A 17,652-nucleotide genomic window follows, 5' to 3' on the forward strand; every position below is an offset into this window, starting at 1 on the left:
GTCAGACCTCCGCTTTGATAGGAATCGTGCGCTTCTTCTCGCTGCCGAACAGGCTCGTCTCGCCCATCCCTTCGGAGCAGCCGTTGCCGAACGAGAAGCCACAGCCACCGCGCACGTTAAAGGTGTTCTCGGCGTACTCGCGATGGGTGGTCGGGATCACAAAGCGGTCCTCGTAGTTGGCGATGGCCATCACGCGATACATCTCTTCGACTTCTGCCTGGGTCATCTGTACCTGCTTGAGCACGTCCAAGTTGATGCGGCCTTCGACATGCTTCGCACGTTGATAGGTGCGCATGGCAAGCATGCGCTCGAGCGCGCGCACCACCGGCGCCGTGTCGCCGGCGGTCAGCAGGTTGGCCAGATACTTGACGGGGATGCGTAGCGAGTTAACATCCGGGATCTCCCCGTTGCTCCCCAAATGGCCGGCATTGGCCGCAGCGGTGATCGGCGATAGCGGCGGCACGTACCAGACCATCGGCAGGGTTCGGTACTCGGGATGCAGGGGCAAGGCCACCTTCCAGTCAACCGCCATTTTGTACACTGGACTCTTGCGCGCGGCCTCCATCCAGGCATCGGGGATGCCGTCGATGCGCGCCTGGGCGATCACTTGGGGATCGTTCGGGTCGAGGAAGATTTGCAGTTGCGACGGGTACAGGTTGCGATCATGTTCGACGCTGGAGGCTTCCTGAATACGGTCTGCGTCATATAGCAACACGCCAAGGTAACGGATTCTGCCGACGCAGGTTTCCGAACAGACCGTCGGTTGCCCGGACTCGATTCTTGGGTAGCAGAAGATGCACTTTTCAGCCTTGCCGCTCTTCCAGTTGTAGTAGATCTTTTTGTACGGACAGCCGCTGACGCACATGCGCCAGCCGCGGCACTTGTCCTGGTCGATCAGAACAATGCCGTCTTCCTCGCGTTTGTAGATTGAGCCCGACGGGCAACTCGCGACACAGGTCGGGTTCAGGCAGTGCTCGCAAAGCCGCGGCAGGTACATCATGAAAGTGTTCTCGAACTCGCCAACCATCGCCTTCTGCGTTGCCTCGAAGCCGTCGAAGTTCTTGTCGGCGCTGCGCTTGCTGAACTCGCCGCCCAAGATCTCTTCCCAGTTCGGACCCCAGACAATCTTGTCCATTTGCATGCCGGTGATCAGACTACGCGGCCGCGCCGTCGGACTGGCCTTCATCTCCGGTGCGCTTTGCAGGTGGTCGTAGTCGAAAGTGAAAGGCTCGTAGTAGTCGTCGATCTCCGGCAGGTTGGGGTTGGCGAAGATCTTCATCAGCAGCTTCCACTTACCGCCCTGCCGCGGCTCGATCGAGCCATCCGCCTTGCGCACCCAGCCGCCGTTCCATTTATCCTGGTTCTCCCATTCCTTGGGGTAGCCGATGCCGGGCTTGGTCTCGACGTTGTTGAACCAGGCGTACTCCACTCCCGGCCGGCTGGTCCAGACGTTCTTGCAGGTCACCGAGCAAGTGTGACAACCAATGCACTTGTCAAGGTTGAGCACCATACCGATCTGTGCACGGACTTTCATGCGTTTTCTCCTTGCGCCTGCACGAGCGCGATGCGCTCGGCCCCGACCGGCGTGTCGAGCCAGTCGATCTTGTTCATCTTGCGTACCACCACGAACTCGTCACGGTTCGTGCCGACGGTCCCGTAGTAATTGAAGCCATACGAGAACTGAGCGTAACCTCCAATCATGTGGGTTGGCTTGAGCACGATGCGCGTCACCGAGTTGTGAATGCCACCGCGGACGCCCGTGATCTCGGCGCCGGGGGTGTTCACGATTTTTTCCTGAGCGTGATACATCATCACCATACCCGGCTTGACGCGTTGACTCACAACCGCCCGCGCCGCGATGGCTCCATTGATATTGAAGAGTTCGACCCAGTCGTTGTCGACGATGCCGGCCTTCTTTGCATCGTCTTCACTCAACCAGATAATCGGCCCGCCACGGCTAAGCGTCAGCATCATCAGGTTGTCGGTATAGGTCGAGTGAATTCCCCACTTCTGGTGTGGCGTGATGAAGTTCAACAGGATTTCCGGGTTGCCATTGCTCCTGATTTTGTGAATGCCGGCGGTGGTCTTCAGATCCACCGGTGGGCGATAGCTCGCTAAGCCTTCACCGAAGGCGATCATCCAAGGGTGGTCAAGATAGAACTGCTGGCGGCCGGTCAGTGTGCGCCAGGGAATCAACTCGTGCACGTTGGTGTAGCCGGCGTTGTAGGAAACCGTCTCGCTTTCGATGCCACTCCAGGTGGGTGAGCTGATGATCTTGCGCGGTTGCGCCTGGATATCGCGGAAACGAATCTTTTCGTCCTCGCGGTACAGCGCCAAGTGAATGTGATCCAGTCCGGTCTGCTTGCCAAGCGCTTTCCATGCCTTGACCGCTACATGGCCGTTGGTTTCGGGCGCGAGTTGAAGAACCACTTCACAGGCGTCGATATCGCTGTCGATCTTCGGCATGCCGCAAGAAGCGCCTTCAGACAGGACGAGGCCGCTGAGTTCGCCCAGTTGTCTCACCTCGTCTTGCGTATCCCAGCCGATTCCCTTGCCGCCATTGCCCAGCTTGCTCATCAGCGGACCCAGGGCGGTAAAGCGTTTGAAGACGTTCGGGTAGTCGCGTTCGACTACCTGTACCTGCGGCGCGGTCTTGCCGGGAATCAGATCAACCTCGCCGCGCTTCCAGTCCTTCACGTCAAATGGCTGCGCCAGTTCTCCTGCGGTATCGTGCATCATCGGCGTGAGCACGACTTCACGTTCCACACCCAGATGGCCGACACAGACTTCGCTAAACTTCTTCGCGAATCCCTTGTAGATTTCCCAGTCACTCCGTGCCTGCCAGGCCGGGTCTACTGCCGCTGAGAGCGGGTGAATGAAGGGATGCATGTCACTCGTGTTGAGGTCGTTTTTCTCGTACCAAGTCGCCGTTGGTAGCACGATATCGGAGTAGAGGCAGGTGGTGCTCATGCGAAAATCAAGGGTTACCAATAGATCAAGCTTGCCTTCTGGCCCTTTTTCATGCCAGACGACTTCCGTCGGTTTCGCTTGCTCTGCGCCCAGATCCTTGCCCTGCACGCCGTTGCTGGTACCTAGCAGGTGCTTGAGGAAGTATTCATGCCCCTTACCCGACGAGCCAAGCAGGTTGGAGCGCCACACGAACATGTTGCGCGGCCAGTTGCTTGGGTGGTCAGGATCCGTACAACTCATCTTCAGCGAGCCATCTTTCAGCGCCTTGACGAGATAGTCCTTGGCTTCCAGACCGGCAGCCTGTGCATCGCGCACTACCTGCATGGGATTGGTCTGCAGTTGCGGAGCCGAAGGCAACCATCCCATCCGCTCGGCTCGCACGTTGTAGTCGATCATGCTACCGGCGTACTTTGTCTTATCCGCGAGTGGCGAGAGCACCTCTTCCATGTCAAGTTTCTCGTACCGCCACTGATCGGTGTGGGCGTAGAAGAAGCTGGTGGAGTTCATCTGGCGCGGTGGACGAATCCAGTCGAGCGCGAACGCCAGTGCGGTCCAGCCGGTCTGCGGACGCAATTTCTCTTGGCCCACGTAATGCGACCAACCGCCGCCGCTCTGGCCGATACAGCCGCATAGCATCAGCATGTTGATGACCCCGCGGTAATTCATGTCGCAGTGGTACCAGTGGTTCATCGCCGCGCCGATGATGACCATTGACTTGCCGTGCGTCTTGTCGGCGTTATCCGCGAACTGACGGGCAACCGTAATGATCTGGTCGCGCGGTACGCCGGTGATACGCTCCTGCCACGCAGGAGTGTAGGGCACGTTGTCGTCGTAGCTGGAGGCCGCCGACTCACCGGGCAAGCCACGGGCAATGCCATAGTTGGCGACCTGCAAGTCGAACACCGTGGCCACCAGCGCTTCGTGCGCGCCACCTTCGCCGACCAACGTGATGCGCTGAACCGGAACGATGCGCACCAGCACGTCGCTTTGCGAATTGTTGGGAAAGTGTTCGCTCTCAATGCCGCCGAAATACGGGAAGCCCACCTGCGCCGTGTCGGGTGCCGGGGACGTCCCTTCGAGCAGGGACAGCTTGAGCTTTACCTTGTCGCCAGCGACTGCCTCGCGTGCTTCGAGATTCCACTTACCTTCGTCAGCACGTCCTTCAGCGCCCCAACGGAAGCCGATCGAGCCATTCGGTAGCACGGCCTTGCCGGTCTCGTCGAAAGCCACGGTTTTCCACTCGGGGTTGTTACCCTGGCTGAACTTTCCGTCGAAGTCGGAGGCGCGGACGTAGCGATCCGGGACCATCAGCGTCTCGCCTGTGGAGATGGTATGTTCCTTGAGTATCACCAGCAGGGGTAGATCCGTGTAGCGGCGCGCATAGTCGTCGAAATACTCGCTGCGCTTATCAAAATAAAATTCTTTCAGGATCACATGCCCCATCGCCATGGCTACTGCAGAATCAGTGCCTTGCTTTGGGTGGATCCACAGATCGGCGAGCTTTGCGACTTCCGAATAATCGGGGGTCACAGCCACCGTTTTGGCCCCCTTGTAACGCACCTCGGTGAAGAAATGTGCATCGGGCGTTCGCGTTTGCGGTACGTTCGATCCCCAGGCGATGATGAAGGTGGAGTTGTACCAGTCGGCTGACTCGGGAACGTCAGTCTGCTCGCCCCAGACCTGCGGGCTGGACGGCGGCAGATCGCAGTACCAGTCGTAGAAGCTCAAACATACCCCGCCGATCAGGCTCAGATAGCGACTGCCGGCTGCGTAGCTGATCATCGACATGGCGGGAATCGGCGAGAATCCCATCACCCGATCAGCGCCGTATTTCTTGATCGTGTAGACGTTTGCTGCGGCCACGATTTCGTTGACCTCGTCCCAACTCGAACGGACGAAGCCGCCGAGACCACGCACGCTCTGGTAGTCGCGGCGCTTGCTGTCGGACTCGACAATCGACACCCACGCGGCTACCGGATCATACGCCAAGCGCGCTGCGCGCCAGCTCTTGAGCAGGCGCCCGCGCACCATCGGGTGTTTGACGCGGTTGGCGCTGTATAGGTACCAGCTGTAGCTCGCCCCGCGCGCGCATCCGCGCGGTTCGTGGTTGGGCATATCCCAGCGCGTGCGGGGATAGTCGGTTTGCTGGGTCTCCCAAGTGACGATGCCGCCCTTGACGTAAATCTTCCACGAGCACGAACCTGTGCAATTTACGCCATGCGTAGAGCGCACGATCTTGTCGTGCGCCCAACGATTGCGGTAGGCATCTTCCCAAGTGCGGTCTTCCCCGGTGACCCGGCCATGGTCATTGGAGAATGCTTCTTTCGGGGTGTAGAAGTAGCTCAGTCGGTCTAAGAAATGGCTCATGTAGATTCCTTGGGAACTAAGGGGTCGGGGAGATCAGGGGTTCTTTACGTACGCATTCGCACGCAGGTAGAACCACCAGTTCAGGATCAGGCACAAGGCGTAGAAAACGGCGAAGCCGTACATCGCCGCCTGCGGCGTGCCGGCCTTGATCTGCTCGCCGATGACCACCGGTGCGGCGAAGGCGCCGTAGGCGGCCACCGCCGAAGTCCACCCCAGCACCGGGCCGGCCTGCTGGCGGTCGAAGATGAAGCCGATCGAGCGGAAGGTTGAGCCGTTGCCGATGCCAGTGGCAGCGAAGAGCACCATGAACAGCGCCAGGAATAGGAAGAAGTACTGCTCGGGTGTGGCCGAGTGGTAGGCCAGCATCATCACGTAGCCGACCGCTATCGCCGCCAGCGCCATCACCACGCACACCCATTGCGTGACGATCGATCCGCCGACCTTGTCGGAGATCCAGCCGCCCAGCGGGCGCGTCGCCGCGCCGACGAAGGGGCCGATCCAGGCATAGGCCAGCACCGGCAGCGCATTCGGATTGCCCTTCGTGTGCGTCATCACACCATTCGCGTCGGGCACGTGGACGACGTCGAAGATGACCTTCATCGCCAGCGGCAGCGCCATCGAGAAGCCGATGAATGAACCGAAGGTGACGATGTACAGGACCGTCATCGCCCAAGTGTGCTTGTTGCGGAAGATCTCGAACTGCTTGGCCACGCCCTCCTTCATCGGGCCGAAGGCGGCAAGCTTCATCACCGTCAGCATGAGCATGATGTCCAGCGGAATCGCCACCCAGACGTTGAGCAGCCCCAGGCCCGTTGGCGCCGGCAGGTACAGCCAGAGCATGAAGATCGACGGCATGAAAGCCAGCGTGTACAGGTAGGTAATCTTCGAGAAGGCGACGAGGGGGTTGCCGGTGTTCGGCGAGATCGTCTTCAGGTTGTTCATGCCGAACCAGCACAGGATCGACAGCGGCACCAGCGACAGCACCCAGGCGAAGCCGGCGTTCTGGATCCAGGTCGGCGTGCCGGCGGCGATCTTGCCGAAGATCCAGCCGCTTTCCTTGATCAGGATTTCGGGCGAGCCGCCGAAGGAACCGAACAGTCCTACCGTCATCACCAGCGGGATAACGATTTGCATCGTCGTCACGCCGAAGTTGCCCAGGCCGGCGTTCAGGCCCAGCCCAGTGCCCTGGAGGCGCTTAGGAAAGAAGGTGCTGATGTTGGACATCGAACTGGCAAAGTTGCCGCCGCCGACCCCAGACCACAGAGCCATCAGCTGGAAGGCCCACAACGGCCAGTCCTTGTGCTGCAGCACGATGCCGGTGCCGATGGCCGGCGCCAGCAGCATCGCCGTGGTCAGGAAGATGACGTTGCGACCGCCGGCCAGACGGATCAGGAACGATGCTGGAATGCGCATCGTCGCACCGGCGATGCCGGCGATCGCGGTCAGCGTGAACAACTCGGCCTGTGTGAACGGGAAACCCAGGTTGAGCATCTGCACGGTGATGATGCCCCACATGCCCCACACCGCGAAGCCGCACAGCAGCGCGGGAATCGAGATCCACAGGTTGCGGTAGGCGACCTTCTTGCCGGTACTTTCCCAGAAGGCTTCGTCCTCGGGTCGCCAGTCGCTGACATCGGCCGAACTTGCGCGCGCGGGGGAGGCAGCAGGTGAGGTACTTTGCATAAAGGCTCCGATTAATAGAGGGTATGGCTTGAGTCGTCTTACGGCGCTTGGGTGCTCTTGCCCATGAGATGAGTGGTACGGACTTCGGTGAGATACATCCAGATCAGGGAAACCCAGACAACGCCATACATCAACATGAATGCACTTGAGCGGATTCCGGTAAGATCCATCAGCGCGCCGAACATGATCGGCAGCACGAATCCACCTAGGCCGCCGGCTAATCCGACGACGCCGGAAATGACGCCGATGTTGGCGGGATATTCGTCGGATATATATTTGAATACCGAAGCCTTGCCGAAGGCCCAGCCAACGCCTAGCACGAACAACAGAGCGGTAAAGAGGTAGACGTTGAGCCCGATGTGAAACGACTTCGGGCCGCCAACCGTCAGGATAGTGAAGTCGGTCTGTGGGTAGCTCAGCAGGAATAGGCAGACCCAACTGAGCCACAACACCCACCAGGTCACTGCATGTGCTCCATAGCGATCAGAAAACCAGCCCCCAGCTGCGCGCAGGACGCCACCGGGCAGCGAAAAGCACGCGGCCAGCAAGGCTGCGGTGGTGATACTCAGACCGAATTCGCCGACGTAGTACTGGACCATCCACAGACTCATCGCAACGTAACCGCCAAAAACGATCGAGTAGTACTGACAGAGCTTCCAGACCTTGGGATCCTTGAGCGCCAGCAACTGCTCGCGCCAAGTGATCTTCGAATCGACGAGATGGGCCGGATTGGAATGGCTGAAGAACCAGAAGAGCAGTGCGGTAGTGAGCATGACCCCTGAATAGACTTGGGGAACGGCCGTCCAACCGAAGGCGACGATGAGCACGGGGGCGACGAACTTGTTGACTGCGGCACCAGAGTTGCCGGCACCGAAGATGCCCATGGCAAATCCCTGTCGCTCCCTGCTGAACCAGCGCGCCACGTAAGGTGTCCCGACCGAGAATGAGCCGCCAGCCAGGCCCACGAACAGGCCCAGAACCAGAAAGTGCCAGTACGCCGTCGCGTAGGAGATCAGGAAAATTGGCACGACGCACAGTAGCATCAGAACGAACATAACGATACGACCGCCGAATTTATCGGTCCACATGCCCAAGGGGACGCGAATCAGGGAGCCGGTCAGCACTGGGGTGGCCGTCAGCAACCCAAACTCCGTGGCATTGAGACCGAGTGTTGTCCTGATCGGGATGCCGATCACGGCAAACATCATCCACACCATGAAGCACACAGTAAACGCCAGCGTGCTGACAATCAACACCGCCAACCCTTGCCCTTGCTTGCTCATCGAAACAGACCCCGTGCCTAACCCCTAGTAACCCGAGTAAGTTAACTTGGGAGCATCGTGCGGGAAATGATCTAGATCAAGGTTGGTTGATATTGCCTACCATCACCGGTATGACCCAGCAATTCTCATTTTGAGAAATTGAGCAGGGGCTGCCGTGTATCGTGTCTTAGCGGACATAGTAGAACCCGCTTCTTCGGTGCGGAGCCGTGCTGCCGGTGCTCGCGATCCTGAAGACCACGACCCGTGCTCAAGCCCAGGTCGACCCAGTCGACGGCACGATAGCAGTGGTCGGTGAAGCGCGAGCAGCCCACCAGCCTTTCAACGATTCAGGGGTGGAGGCTGTGATTCGAATTCGCATTAGAAAGCACATTAATAATCCAGTCTCATGCAGCGATGCTTTTGACGCGCTTGGGTGAGTTTTCGAGATCGCGCAGGGCGACGACCAGATGGTCTTCGAGGGCGTCGATGCTATCGAAGACACGGTTATGGAAGTACTTTTCGCGCAACGCGTCCCAAAGGTGTTCCTGCGGGTTCTGTTCGGGTGAATACGGCGGCAGGAATGGTAGGCGTAGATTGTCGAGCAAGTGGAAATCGTTGCTCTTATGCCAGCCAGCACCATCGAGCACCATGACCACGTTGTCGTCCGGATAGCGATTGACAATCTCATCAAAGAATATCTGCATGCAGCGGGAATTCACCTGCGGCAGTATCAGACTGTCGAAGCGGCCGTCCCGCGGGCTCACGGCGCCGTAAGCGTAGGTGTATTGCTGGGTCACCATGGCACTGACCAGCGGCCTGGCCGGGCGACGGCACCAGCAGTAGCGGGTATCCGAGATGCGCCCAAACCGGGCCTCGTCCTGGAACATCAGCCGCAGCGGTCGGGCCTCGCCCCAGGTCGCTATGATTTGATCAAACTTCCCCTGGAGTTTTTGTTCCAGTCCTCGCGAACGGCAGTATTGCCCTTGGGGTGGGCGGTATCCGGGGCCAACTTGCGCCAACCATTACGCGCCAACATCCGGTAGATTGTCGAGAGCGCCACCTGTTTGCCGAGTTGCTCGCCAATTTTGTCCTTGATCGGCGCAACGACCACCCCCCCACCGCGCATCGCGCCCTCCAGAACCTCATCAAGAATCTGCGCCTCACGCTCCCGTGTCGCATTGGCGCGGTTGCGCAGCGCTCGCTTCGGTCGTGGCATGCCACCTTGCAGTAGCGCGAGGGCGACGCCGCCGGCGTTGAAGAAGGCAATCCCCGGCTGGCTGCCTGACGACTCCCGCTAGCCAAGCGCCGCGTAAAAAGCCCGACTGACGGCGAGGTCGCCGACTCCGAGGGTGATGAAGCTGATGGACTGGAGTATTTTCCAGCAGTCCGTGCAGGAACGGCCCGCCAGTTTATGCCTGGTGCCGTTGGGCGTAACATGCATTGTCCCGATCGTCCGAGGCTTTGCCATGACTCGCCGCTTCCCGCTTCATGTTCATATCTCGACCCTGTTCATCGCGCTGATCCTTTTGGTCGGCGCCATCATCGGCGGACTCGGCTATAACAACAGCCAGAAAATTCTTCAGGCGACCGCCGGTGAACTGAACACCCGCATCAGCCGCGAAACCCTCGGCGAATTCACCAACCTTATCGGCCCGGCCGAAATGGCGGTCCGCCTCCTCAGTTACGACGGCATCTCCCAAGCCGGCTCGCTGGCCGAGCGCCTGAAAAATCTGGGCTTCATGCGCGAGGCGCTGAACAACTCGGCGGCACTGACCTCGCTCTACATCGGCTATGCCAACGGCGATTTCTTCATGGTTCGTCGTTTCCGTAACCCGGCCGAAGGCGAAACCTTCAACGCACCGCCCACGGCTGTCTACATGGTGCAGAGCATCGAACGCGCTGGCGATACACCACGCGGCAGCTTCACCTTCTTCGATGCGGCGTTGAAGCAGTTGCGCAGCGATGACCTGCCCGACTATGCGTCGGCCTACGACCCGCGCACCCGCAGTTGGTACACCGCAGCAAAGGCTGCCAGCGGACAGATCAAGACGGCGCCCTATCTATTCTTCTCCAGCCGCAAGGTCGGCATGACCCTCGCCAATCGCGCCAGCCAGGCTGACGCAGTGGTTGGTGCCGACATCCTGCTCGAAACCCTAAGCGACACACTGGACCGACAAAAGGTCACGCCGGGCAGCAAAGTGGTGCTGGCAAACCGGCAGGGCCTGACCATCGCCTACGAAAATTTTGCGCAGGCTATCAAAATAACCGACGACAAGCCGGGACTGGCACGCCTTGGCGAACTCGGCATTCCGGTTCTCAGGCAACTGGAACCACTGCTGCAGAGCGTGGACGAGACCAGCGGTCGCGACCTCACGCTCAGCGTTGACGGCGCTAATTGGCATGCCGCGCTGCGCCCGGTCAAGTTGGAAGGTGCTGCTCCGCTGTTCCTGATCACGGCAATTCCCGATGCCGAACTGATGGCTGCTGCCCGGGAGTTGATGCGCCATGCGCTGATCGCCACGGTACTGGTCATCCTGCTGGCGATTCCGGTTACCTGGATTCTGGCGCGCAACATTTCCGGGCCGCTGCGCCAACTGGCCGGCGAGGCCGAGGCGATTCGTCACTTCGAATTTTCGCAGCCGATCAAGGTCAATTCACTGGTCCTCGAAGTCAATGACCTGACCGTGACCATGGACAGCATGAAACGAACGATCAGGCGCTTCCTCGACATCAGCATGGCAGTCGCCGCCGAGAACGATTTCGACAAGCTGCTGCCGCGTCTGCTGACCGAAACCCTCTCGGCTGCCGATGCCGATGCCGGCATTCTTTATCTGGTTGACGGTGACAAACTGTTACCGGCCGCCGCCTTCAACGCTGACGGAACGCCTTTGCCGGCCGGTGCCTTGGCGGTTTCCACGCCAAGCGCCGGCCGGCTGCTCGCGGCGGCGCTGAGCGCCGGCACGGCACATGCCGCGCGTTTGACGGATGTCGACGTGCGTATCCTCGGCCTGGAGCGGATCATCGAAAGCTGCGAAGCTAGCGACGCGATTGCCGTTCCGCTGCTCAACCGCCAGCACAATCTGGTCGGCGCCATGCTGCTGTTGCGTCATGACGATACCGACCCGGCGCGCCTCAGCTTTATCGCGGCGCTCTCCGGATCGGTCGCCGTCTCGCTCGAAAGTAAGGAACTGATCAAGGCCCAGAAGCTGCTGTTCGAAGCCTTCATCCAGCTGATCGCCGGCGCCATCGACGCCAAGAGCCCTTACACCGGAGGCCACTGCGCCCGCGTGCCGGAGCTGACCAAGATGCTGGCGCGCGCCGCCTGTGCTGAAACCAGCGGCCCGTACAAGGATTTTCAGCTCGGCGAAGATGAGTGGGAAGCGGTGCACGTCGCCGCCTGGCTGCATGACTGTGGCAAGGTAACGACTCCCGAATACGTCGTCGACAAGGCGACCAAGCTTGAAACCCTGTACGACCGCATTCACGAAATCCGCATGCGTTTCGAGGTGTTGAAGCGCGATGCCGAAATTGATTGCCTGAAGGCCATCGCCGAGGGCCACCCGGAAGTCGAGGCGCGAGCCGAACTTGCGCAGAAGCTGGCCGAACTCGACGACGACTATGCCTTCGTCGCCGGTTGCAATGAAGGCGGCGAATTCATGGCGCCGGAAAAAATGGAACGACTCGCCCAGGTTGCGGCGCGGACCTGGACCCGGACACTCGACGACCGGATCGGCATCTCCCACGAAGAGAGGGAGCGCAAGGCGCGCACCTTGGCGCCGTCTTTGCCAGTGCGCGAAACGCTGCTCGCCGACCGCCCCGAGCATATTTTCGAACGTGGCGCGCGCGACCGGATGCCAGCCGACAACAAGTGGGGCTTCCGCATGACGGTTCCCGAGGCGCTGTACAACAAGGGCGAGTTGTACAACCTGAGCGTCGCCCGCGGCACCTTGTCCGAAGAAGAGCGCTACAAGATCAACGAGCACATCGTCCAGACGCTGATCATGCTGAAGCAACTGCCTTTCCCGAAACATCTGCGCGAGGTTCCGGAAATTGCCGCCGGCCACCACGAGAAGATGGACGGCACGGGCTATCCACGCCGGTTGACCAGGGGCGAGATGAGCCCGGTCGCGCGCATGATGGCGATCGCCGACATTTTTGAGGCACTGACCGCCGTCGACCGCCCCTACAAGAAGGGCAAGACGCTCTCGGAAGCGATCCGCATCATGTCGCTCATGAAGAAGGACCAGCATATCGACCCCGACCTGTTCGACCTCTTCCTGCGTAGCGGCGTTTATCGCGAGTATGCCGAGCGCTTCATGAAACCGGAGCAGATCGATACGGTCGACATTGCGGCTGACGTCGCCGAACAGCCTGTCGCCTGATTGGGGGCGGAGGGCCACGGAGCGGAATTCGGCGCGGCGTCCCGTTGGTAGTCGAATTCGGGTGTCGTGGCACCGCATCAATCTGCGCCCAGCGATCGGTTGAGACCGTTCTCACCTGGCTCGAGCCGGGGAGGCTTGCCTTGCCGCCACCCGATCGACCGCCAAAGAGAATCTGCATCATCCTATTTTCCTCAGTAGCCCCCAACAAAACTGAGGCAAACTGTGACTTGGCAAGGGTTTGCAACGGATCGGGAGGGTCACCCGATGGGTGAAATGACATTTGAGCAAACGGTGATGGTCAAAGCGGTGGCTACCGCGCTCGTCGAACGCAGCGGAGGCGGCGGTGACCTTTGCGTCAGCACCCCGGGCGGGCGCTTTCAAGTGCGCTGGGACGAGAACGGCAGCGCCAGCGCGCTTGGGCAGTTGGCCTTCTTTGCCGAGTTTCTTGACGTCAGTGGATTGTTCGAGCGGTGGGCTGCCAGTTGTCCCATGAGTTACACCAGCAACAACGCCCCCGAAGTACGAGACGTCCTGGGCACCTGGCTGCTCTCGATTCTCGATGGCCAGCACCGCTATGCGCACATCACCGGACTGCGCGGGGATGGCGTCGCCCCTGAGATACTGGGCATGACGAAAATCATCAGCGACGAAAGCCTGCGGCGTGCGCTCAAGCATCTGGCCCCCTGCTCGCTCGGACGAGGAGCGAGGCAAGCATGAAGCTCAGATGGCCCGTAGCACCGCCTGGATGGATGGCGCGCTCAAGGACAGCATCTGGGAAGCCCTCGGTAGCGGCTGGATACTGGATTGCGATACTACCGTCAAAGTACTCTACGGCCATCAGGCCGGTGCTGAAATTGGCTACAACCCGACCAAACCGGGGCGCCCCAGTCACACCATCCACACCTACTGGATCGCCAACGTCCGACTGGTGCTCGACGCCGAAGTACAGGAGGGTACCGCCACGGCGGCCAGGTACAGTCTGCCGCGCCTGATCCAGATCCTCATCGAATTACCCGCCGAGCAACGTCCGCGACTGGTGCGGGGCGACAACGCCTTTGGCAATGAACCGGTGATGGCCAAGCTCGAAGCCATTGAGCAGCCGTACCTGTTCAAGTTGCGCCAGACGACGGGCGTCAGGCAACTGATTGAGCGTCAGTGGTCACGGCACGACTGGCGCGATGTGGGCCAGGGATTCCAGGCGGTCGAGGCGGAACTCGCGCTGACGAGTTGGACGCGCGCCCGTCGCGTTGTCGTCTTACGCCGTGCGGCCAAGGATTCGCTGGTGGCTGAGCAAAAGACCGGCCCACGCGAGAAACGGCAGAAGCGCTTGCGGTTTGCCGAACCGCTGCAACCGGTCAAACTCTGGGAATACACGGTGTTGGTCAGCAACGCCGACTACGACCTCGGCGCCATTGGCCAGTTGTATCGGGATCGAGCCGATTGTGAGAATGGTTTTGATGAGCTGAAAAACCAATGGGGCTGGGGCGGCTACACCACGCGGGATATGGAACGCTGCAATCTGTCAGCCCGTGCCGTGGCACTGATTTACAACTGGTGGAGTTGGTATGTGCGCCTGGCGCATCCCAAAACCCGGCTGGAGGCCATCACGTCGCGCCCCTTGCTGCTGGCGGGAGTCGCTCGCCTGACCCAACATGCCGGCCAGTCGCGCTTGCTGCTGACGATTACCCACGCCGCCAGCGATCAGGTCAAGGCGATGATTGCTAATGTACGCAAGGGCTTGGACACCGTTCGAGCGACTGCGCCTCAGTTGACCAAGACTGAACGCTGGGCGGCGCTTGTTCGCTACATCGTCGCTCAGATCATCGCAGCGACAGAGAAAGTCTATGCACTGCCAGCGGTCACGATAGCCACTTCGCCGCCGCTTGCAGCCGGCTGACTGAGGAAAATAGGATCATTGCTGCGCCGTCATCCGCAATATTGCAACAGCGGCGGTCATCCACATTCGCCGGACCATCTGATGCCAAGTGTGAAATATTTCATATTGCAGTGCAGCAAGAACTGACTATACTGCCTGCGCAGGTGAAGTCATATAAGGAAACAGCAATGAAACTCAAGATCTACTATAGTATCTCCCAGGATCGCGCGGGCATTCCGATGGATTATACTGGCGCCCGCCACTTCGTCGTGCCTGAGGGTCAGGCTGTCGAGGAACTCGCGAAAGCCCAACTGGCGGCGGATTATCAGGTTCCGCTGCGGGCTGTCGAGATCGTTCGGATCGCCGGCTGACCAACTAGCCGCCACCACGCTGGGTCGCCCGGTCAATCCGGGCGAGCAGTTCGTTTGCCGCCTGCACGTCGCCTTGGCGAACCGTGATTTCGGTCCGCAGGGTGCAAAGCTGCAACGCACCAACGCGCTGCGGGGTTTCGCCAATTAAGGCGAAATGAAGACTCACCCAGGCCTCCGTAACCAGTAACCCGGTCACCTCCTCGGTCACCGCATCACTGAAGGCCTTTGACAGGCTCCGGCGAAACGCATCCAGGGTACTGCTCATTACCCGGACCCACCTCCCGCTCCACGGAAACGGCCCGTCAGCCACCGGCGATTGCCGTCGCCTCGACCAGAACGTCGTCGTCGAATTGCAGGCTGATGTAGCGGCCATTCGCCTCATCGGCGCGTTCGACGTCCTCGCCGCCGGTAACACCCTGCCACTCGCCGAACGACGACGAGATCATGCACAGCGAATCGAGTACGTTGATTGCCAGCACGCCGTTCAGGCGCGCCGCGCTGTTGCCCGCTCCGCCTGCCATGTTGAGCGACGCAATGCGCGCCTGGTCGGCGGCATTGGGCTGGATCGCAGCAACCAGATGGTGGCCAGAGAACAGATTGGGAGCCTCCGCCACATCGCCCGTTGCGTAGATGCCGGGCACCGAGGTCTGCATCGTGTCATCAACCAGCACACCCTTGGCGACATGCACCCGCGTGGCTTCGATAAAGGTGACGTTGGGTGCGACCCCGGCGGCGGCGATCAGTGGTTCGCAATCAATCCGGTCGCCCTCGACAGCGTCACGGTCAACGGCGAATTCCCGCCATTTTCGATGCGCTCGACGCCAGCCTTGGTCACCACGCACACGCCCTGCGTTTTGACCCGGCGCTTGATCATCGCGCCGGCCTCAGGCGTCATCATGCGCGGCACCATGCGATCGCCCATCTCCACAACCGTCAGTTGCACGGCACGTCTGACCAAGGCTTCCATTATTGTGCAGCCGATGAAGCCCGCCGCCAGCTGCAGCACCCACGCGCCGGGCCTGGCCAACTGCGCGATAGCGCGCGCATCGTCGAGCGTCCAGCAGGTATGCACCTGCGGCAGATTGATGCCGGGAATCGGTGGCCGGACCGGGTGCGAACCGGTGGCAATCAGCAGGCGATCGTACTTCTCGAACTAACCGTCATCGAACAAAACCGTGTGTTTTTCGCTGTTGACCGCAACGGCCCGCCCGCGGCGCTGCGCAATACGCCGTTTGGTGGAATGGTCGTCCGTCTTGCGCAGATAGGTGCTGCGCTCGTTGATATTTCCTTCCAGCAGATAGGAGATGGCCATCCGTGAATATTGCGGCGCATCCTCGCTGCTGACGAGCAGAATGTCATCACCCGACGCCACACGGCGCAGTGTTTCCAAATGGACGACACCGGCCGGACCATTGGCGAGAATGATGTACTTCATGCCTGTTCTCCGGTTGTGAAAGAAGGGCGGGGCCGCGACGACCACCGCGACCCCGCCCCATTCCTGCATAGCGCTAGAGCCCGAGGCGTTCGAGCATCGAACTTTCGGGCGCGTCTTCCAGGGTCCAGTCATGCGCCTTGTAATACTCCGGCCGCATCTTGTCGATACCGTTGACCAGACCCTTGACCGGGCCGGTCTTGCCAGCTTCGGTCTTCAGGAGCGGCGCCAGGTGGTCAAGCGATAGTGCATACCTTGTAACCGACACAGGTCGCATCGCGGACCACCTTGGCGCCGGTCGCGGTATCGATGACAATGGCGTCGACCGGGCAGGCATTCATGCGCCAGGCATCGGCGTAGTGCGCGCAGGTGTAGGGCGCCTTGCGGCCTTCATGTTCGAAATTGAAGACCTTGATGCGGGACTTCGATGGATTGATGGCGCCAGTATGCTCGTAAGAGCAGGCCATCGCGCTCGTCGAGCGCTGTCACTACGTGATGCAGCCAAATACCCCGCAACATCTGGTTACACAAAGCTACGCAAGCACGACAGACATGACCGATGGAATTTCATAAAGTGCACTCATGCACTGAACCCCTCCTCTCGAAACCCCCTTTCGAGAACTTCGACCCCGCCGCACGGCGGGGTTTTTTTATGCCATCAGTCCCGCCGCTGGCGGTATCTGGTGCGGATATCAGAGATCCACCATTTGGTTTGCCCACAAGCCGCTATAATCGCATATCTGAATTTTCGCGGATTGAGGTAATCAGCATGGCCGAGCAATATTCCTCCAAAGGCATCATGGTCGCAACCATCGTCGTGGCCATTATCCTGACTGCAGTTGTAGTTCCCTTCTCCATGAGGCCTGAGAAATCCGCTGCCGACGCCAGCAGTGCGGATCAGGCCGATAGTCGTATCCAACCGGTGGCCAGGTTCGAACTGGCCAAGGCCGTTCCGGCCGCTGCCGCTGGCCCGAAAGACGGCGCAACCGTTTTCAATACGGTTTGCGGCGCCTGCCACAATACCGGCGTCGCCGGCGCACCCAAGGCGGGCGACAAGGCGGCCTGGGCGCCACGCATCGCTCAGGGTAACGACACTCTTTACAAGAGCGCAATCTTTGGCAAGAATGCAATGCCCCCGAAGGGTGGTGCGGCCGATCTGTCCGATGATGAGATCAAGGGCGCGGTCAATCACATGGTGGAGCTGGCCAAGTAATTGTCAGGAAAAGTGAAACGGGAGGCTGCGGCCTCCCTTTTTCGTTGACGGAAGCAGGGCGCCTCGTGGGCGCCCTGCTCAGGCCGGCTTCTGGTC

General features: G+C 60.2%; 12 protein-coding genes and 3 pseudogenes. 4 read left to right on the top strand and 11 right to left on the bottom strand.

Annotated features, from left to right (window positions below; translation table 11 throughout):
- Window position 1 precedes the first annotated feature (1 nt).
- The 7 genes from narH to IPP03_14945 form a co-directional block, all read right to left on the bottom strand.
- Window positions 2–1,534, bottom strand: coding sequence for a nitrate reductase subunit beta (gene narH, locus IPP03_14915; protein ID MBL0353873.1), 1,533 nt, complete (start codon window positions 1,532–1,534; stop codon window positions 2–4).
- Window positions 1,531–5,337: a nitrate reductase subunit alpha gene (locus IPP03_14920; GenBank protein ID MBL0353874.1), complete on the bottom strand. Its 3,807-nt coding sequence runs from the start codon at window positions 5,335–5,337 to the stop codon at window positions 1,531–1,533. The genes narH and IPP03_14920 overlap by 4 nt, the downstream gene beginning before the upstream one ends.
- A gap of 33 nt (window positions 5,338–5,370) precedes the next feature.
- Window positions 5,371–7,020, bottom strand: a complete 1,650-nt coding sequence (locus tag IPP03_14925; GenBank protein ID MBL0353875.1) for an MFS transporter — start codon at window positions 7,018–7,020, stop codon at window positions 5,371–5,373.
- Window positions 7,021–7,058: 38 nt separating this feature from the next.
- Window positions 7,059–8,303 (bottom strand): NarK/NasA family nitrate transporter, encoded by a 1,245-nt coding sequence (locus IPP03_14930; GenBank protein MBL0353876.1) that lies wholly within the window; start codon window positions 8,301–8,303, stop codon window positions 7,059–7,061.
- Window positions 8,304–8,428: 125 nt separating this feature from the next.
- On the bottom strand, window positions 8,429–8,614 hold the full coding sequence (locus IPP03_14935) for a DUF4338 domain-containing protein (protein MBL0353877.1): 186 nt from the start codon (window positions 8,612–8,614) through the stop codon (window positions 8,429–8,431).
- 72 nt (window positions 8,615–8,686) lie between these two features.
- Window positions 8,687–9,205, bottom strand: a complete 519-nt coding sequence (locus IPP03_14940) for an IS630 family transposase (protein MBL0353878.1) — start codon at window positions 9,203–9,205, stop codon at window positions 8,687–8,689.
- On the bottom strand, window positions 9,202–9,498 hold the full coding sequence (locus tag IPP03_14945; GenBank protein MBL0353879.1) for a winged helix-turn-helix domain-containing protein: 297 nt from the start codon (window positions 9,496–9,498) through the stop codon (window positions 9,202–9,204). The genes IPP03_14940 and IPP03_14945 overlap by 4 nt, the downstream gene beginning before the upstream one ends.
- Before the next feature lie 250 nt (window positions 9,499–9,748).
- On the opposite strand from IPP03_14945, the gene IPP03_14950 reads away from it, so the two are divergent.
- The 3 genes and pseudogenes from IPP03_14950 (at window position 9,749) to IPP03_14960 (ending at window position 14,911) form a co-directional block, all read left to right on the top strand.
- Window positions 9,749–12,664: an HD domain-containing protein gene (locus tag IPP03_14950; protein MBL0353880.1), complete on the top strand. Its 2,916-nt coding sequence runs from the start codon at window positions 9,749–9,751 to the stop codon at window positions 12,662–12,664.
- A gap of 264 nt (window positions 12,665–12,928) precedes the next feature.
- Window positions 12,929–14,492 (top strand): annotated as a pseudogene (locus IPP03_14955) (transposase).
- A gap of 236 nt (window positions 14,493–14,728) precedes the next feature.
- Window positions 14,729–14,911: a hypothetical protein gene (locus IPP03_14960; protein MBL0353881.1), complete on the top strand. Its 183-nt coding sequence runs from the start codon at window positions 14,729–14,731 to the stop codon at window positions 14,909–14,911.
- Between the two features lie 4 nt (window positions 14,912–14,915).
- On the opposite strand, the gene IPP03_14965 is transcribed toward IPP03_14960, so the two are convergent.
- From IPP03_14965 to IPP03_14980, 4 genes and pseudogenes are all read right to left on the bottom strand, one after another.
- Window positions 14,916–15,176, bottom strand: a complete 261-nt coding sequence (locus IPP03_14965; protein MBL0353882.1) for a hypothetical protein — start codon at window positions 15,174–15,176, stop codon at window positions 14,916–14,918.
- Between the two features lie 37 nt (window positions 15,177–15,213).
- A pseudogene (locus tag IPP03_14970) lies at window positions 15,214–16,346 on the bottom strand (NAD(P)/FAD-dependent oxidoreductase).
- A gap of 73 nt (window positions 16,347–16,419) precedes the next feature.
- Window positions 16,420–16,680 carry a hypothetical protein gene (locus IPP03_14975; GenBank protein MBL0353883.1) on the bottom strand — a complete coding sequence of 87 codons (261 nt, stop codon included), beginning with the start codon at window positions 16,678–16,680 and terminating at the stop codon, window positions 16,420–16,422.
- Window positions 16,583–16,810, bottom strand: a pseudogene (locus tag IPP03_14980) ((Fe-S)-binding protein). The gene IPP03_14975 and the pseudogene IPP03_14980 overlap by 98 nt, the downstream one beginning before the upstream one ends.
- 302 nt (window positions 16,811–17,112) lie before the next feature.
- On the opposite strand from IPP03_14980, the gene IPP03_14985 reads away from it, so the two are divergent.
- Window positions 17,113–17,556, top strand: a complete 444-nt coding sequence (locus IPP03_14985; GenBank protein MBL0353884.1) for a cytochrome c5 family protein — start codon at window positions 17,113–17,115, stop codon at window positions 17,554–17,556.
- The last annotated feature ends 96 nt before the right edge of the window (window positions 17,557–17,652 follow it).

Source organism: Candidatus Dechloromonas phosphoritropha, assembly GCA_016722705.1.
GTDB lineage: Bacteria > Pseudomonadota > Gammaproteobacteria > Burkholderiales > Rhodocyclaceae > Azonexus > Azonexus phosphoritrophus.